Consider the following 3,826-nt stretch of genomic DNA (forward strand, 5'->3'; position numbering starts at 1 on the left):
GTCCGTTGGTGACGTCGCGGCCACGTCGCGGCTCTGGAGCTGCGCGGCGTTGAACTGCACCGTGGTCGCGTCGAGGCTGTCCAGCAGCCACGATCGCGCGTTGCGCACGAACTGCTTGTAGTGGTTGATCGCCGTCGTCGTCGAGAGCAGCTTGACCCCGTCGATCGTTTTCACCCGGCCATCGCCGGGATCGAACGTGATCGCGGCCAGCATCTCGGCGTACTGGTCGACTGGCGGGCTCGGTGCTGCCCGCGGCGACGACCACCGTCAGGTCGCTCAGGCGCACCCCAACCTTTACCAGCCGCCGCATCCCCGCCGACGGCAGGTAGCTCGACAGGTCCGGTGTGAGCAGGCGCGGCACGAAGATATCGGCGCCGTCGATCGTCATCGTGAATGGCAGCACCTGGCAGCGCATCGTGTAGGTCTCGCCGACCTTGTACGGCGCGAGCAGGCCGGGCTTGAGCCGCGCTTCGCCGACCGGGTCGTACAGCTCGCTGGACGGGTCGTCGTGCGTGTGGCTGCCCACGCCCGCGCTGGCCGCGCTGCTGCCCAGGAACAGGTCGCCCAGCAGCGGGTAGGAGCCTTTGATGACGGCCTGCGGTTTGCCCTGGATGATCTGCGTCACCACTTCGACCGGCAGCCCCGGCGACGCGGGCACGTTGCCATCGTTGCGCGCCAGGACCGCCCCACGCGTCTCGCCGCTCTTGACCACGGCCCACAAATAGCCGCTGTCGTCGCGCACGGTGTAGCTGCCGCCGGGCGGGGTGTAGCCGAGATAGCCGAGGTCACCCTCGACGGTGATGCCCGCCATCTCCAGCAGCGTGCCGAGGATGTCCGCAAAGATATCCGTAAAAATATCCGTCAGATTAGCCACTGACCGGCCCTCCGATGATGCCCAGGATCTCGCCCGCGCTCGGGAAATCGTCCGGGATGTTGGTCACCTTGTCGTAGAGCACGCTGCCCAGCGCCGGGCCGGTGATCAGGCAGTCCCAGCCGCCCGCGTACAGCGTGTCCGAGCCTGAGACCGCGACCCAGGTGAAGCCGGTCCCCGGCGCCGCCCAGTCGGTCAGCGGCGTCCACGTGCCCGGCATCCCGCCCGAGCGCGACACCTCCAGGCGGGTGTAGCCGTCAAAGCGGACCCGGACCATTGCCACGTGGGAGCGGTTATTCGGGTTCGTGTCCACCGCGCGCGGCCCGACCGGTCCACCGTCTGAATTGATCATCTCGGTGTAATCGTGCCCGCCGAGCTGAGTCATGTGCGGGATGTTGCCAGCCAACGTCGCCTTGTTCCAGATCGACAGCATCCCGTCGCCGTCGTAAGGCTCGTTGAAGTTGCCCCCGATCCCGTCCCCGAAGTCGGTCGCGGGAATATCGACCTGGCTGGTCGTCGCGCCGTAGTCGTCGCTCTGGAACAGTTTGCCGACGATCTCCCCGCCGTCGTTCACGTACGCCCCCAGGCGCAGCCGCCCGGCCACCCGGGGAGAGACGTACAGCGTCGGCATCGGCGCGGTGTCGCCCGTGACGTAATCCGGCAGCGTAGGCCAGGGATCGATTGTATTGCCCGCCACGATGACGCGCGTCACGATGGTCGGATCGGTCAGGTGCACGGCGGTGTGATTCGTGACGAGCGAGAGCACGCCCTCTTCTTCCATCGTGACGTTCTGGGTCGGCGCGCCGCTCCATTCCCATGACCCACCGGAGGCGATCCAGTTCGACATGGTGAAGCCAAAGTCCGTGTCGGGCGCGCCGGGATTATTGAACACCAGACTGGTGGAAGTGGGGCCGCCGTTGAGCGGGTCGGTGGAGACGTGGCCGTAAATGCCGATGAAGCCGAAGTCGCTGTGCTCGACGACCCCGCCCCAGGTGCCCGTGGCGGGAATGGTGACGGACAATCGCCAGGCCGTCTTGATGCCGATGACTCCGGAGTCTGCAACCACACCCACGCCCGCCACCCAGGTCCCTCTCAACGTGATGCCGTAGGTCGCCGGGTCGGTGTTGACGAGGTCGATATCGTGCGCCCAGTCGAACGCGCTCAGATCCGGCCCGGAGCCGCTGCTGCGCACGACGCTAGATACCACCCCCTCGGACCACGTCGTGCCGTCGGTGGTCACGGCCAGATAAGTGCCGCTGCCCGGGTAGTAGGTGGCCACGCCGTAAAAGTTCGGCACGCCGCGCTCGGTGTGAATGATGCGCCGCGCGGCCTCCACCGCGAACGTGTGCCTGCTGGTCAACGCCGGCGTGCCAAAGACGTCGTCGAGGTCCTCGACGCGCAGGGTCGTCACCAGTTTGGTGTTGACCGCACCGCCGCCGGGCGCGTAGCCCGGGCTGAACGGGTCGGGCTGGAAGCCGAGCAGGTCGCCGTGCAGGCCTGCAGTGACCAGGTCGAGACCCAGCGCCCACGTGGGCCCGCTGGACCAGTCGTCGCAGGTCAGCAAATAGCCGCCCGACGTCAGCAAGGCGAAGACCTCACCATCCGGCAGCAGCTCCAGCGCGGTCTCGTCGTCCGGCAGGCCCGTGCCCGGATACGGGTCGTCGTCACCGGGCGGGCTGCTGTCTTCGACGACCGGCACCGGCTCGCCGGGAATACCCTCGGTCAAAAAGTCCACGGTCCAGCTGATGCGCTTGGCGGGCTGCCCGCGCTCGGCGCTGTGCGTCACGGTCACCCCGGTCACGATGATCCGGGCGTCCGAAAAGGCCAGCCCGCGCGGGTTGCGTCCGACCAGGTCGAGCGCGAGCGGTTGCAGCCAGCCCGGCTCGACCACGTCCAGGTTGCCCAGCAGGCTCAGGCCCTGCCCCAGCAGCGGCCCGTTGTCGCGCGCATAATGCGACCCGGCCAGCCGGTCGAGCACGGTCTGCGCGGATCCGTCTGCCGGCAGCACCTGCATCGGCAGGGTCTCGACGCCCGGTGACGCGCCCGGCGTCTTGCCCGGCGCGTGCGACTGGTAGACCACCGACTTGCCGCCAATCCAGGCCTGCCCGACGGCGATGACCAGACCCGTGCGCGGGCGGCGCTGGTAGTCCAGCAGCACGCCGTCGGCGTCGGTCAGGTCCGAGGCGGTGAGGGTCATCAGGACCCCGCGCGCCGCACGCGTGGTCTCGTCCTCGTGCGCCGGGTGGCGCTGCACCGACAGGCCGTTGAGGCTGTCGAAACAGGCCTCGCCGCTGAAATCCTTGACCAGTGCCTTGACCTGCTGCCACAGGCTGGCGTCGGCAATGTTGGAGGTACCCCACTCGTCGCTGATGCCCGACGGGTACAGGTTGCACACGTCCAACGCCGTGCTGTGCCAGCGCAGCAGATAGGCGATGAGCCGGTCGTCGGTGATGTGCGCCATCTGCGTCCAGCCCTGCGGCGCGTCGTCCCGCTGCAGCGTGTCGGCGATGCCGTCCAGGGTGTCGAGGATGGCGTGGGCGGTGACCAGGGTGAGCTGGTAATAGCCGCGGTACAGCTGGGTCATGACCGCGTCGCGCAGCACCCAGCCGAGCATCTGGTCGCGGTAGACTGCCGGCGGCGCGTCACCGCCGAACGTCGCGTCCTCCCAGTAGCACATCAGCGCATGGGCCGGAATCACGTCCTCGTCGAACGCCCCGTCCTGCCCGAACAGCTCGACCTGCAGCTCGCGCCCGCCGCTTTCAAGGGGGGTGACGTCGCGCGTGATGCGGAAGCCCGACGTTGTATCGCCGTACGCCAGCGGCGGCGCCAACGTCTCGTGACAGGCCCACACCGGGCAGTAGCGCAGCGCCGTGCTGCCGTTGGCATCCTCGACCACCAGGGTGATCTTCGCCGTGCCCGCCGGGACGCGGACGATCACGAGCGGATCGGCGGCGG

At 68.4% G+C, this 3,826-nt stretch carries 2 protein-coding genes; both read right to left on the minus strand.

The window, feature by feature from the left end; all coding sequences use genetic code 11:
- Positions 1-874, minus strand: an 874-nt coding sequence (locus tag V7116_RS17890; protein ID WP_324393327.1) for a hypothetical protein, incomplete at its 3' end; no start/stop codon positions are given.
- On the minus strand, positions 867-3,826 hold a 2,960-nt coding region (locus V7116_RS17895; protein WP_324393328.1), incomplete at its 5' end, for a hypothetical protein. The genes V7116_RS17895 and V7116_RS17890, both read right to left, overlap by 8 nt.

The sequence above is a fragment of the Aggregatilinea sp. genome (assembly GCF_036822615.1).
Lineage (GTDB): Bacteria > Chloroflexota > Anaerolineae > Aggregatilineales > Aggregatilineaceae > Aggregatilinea.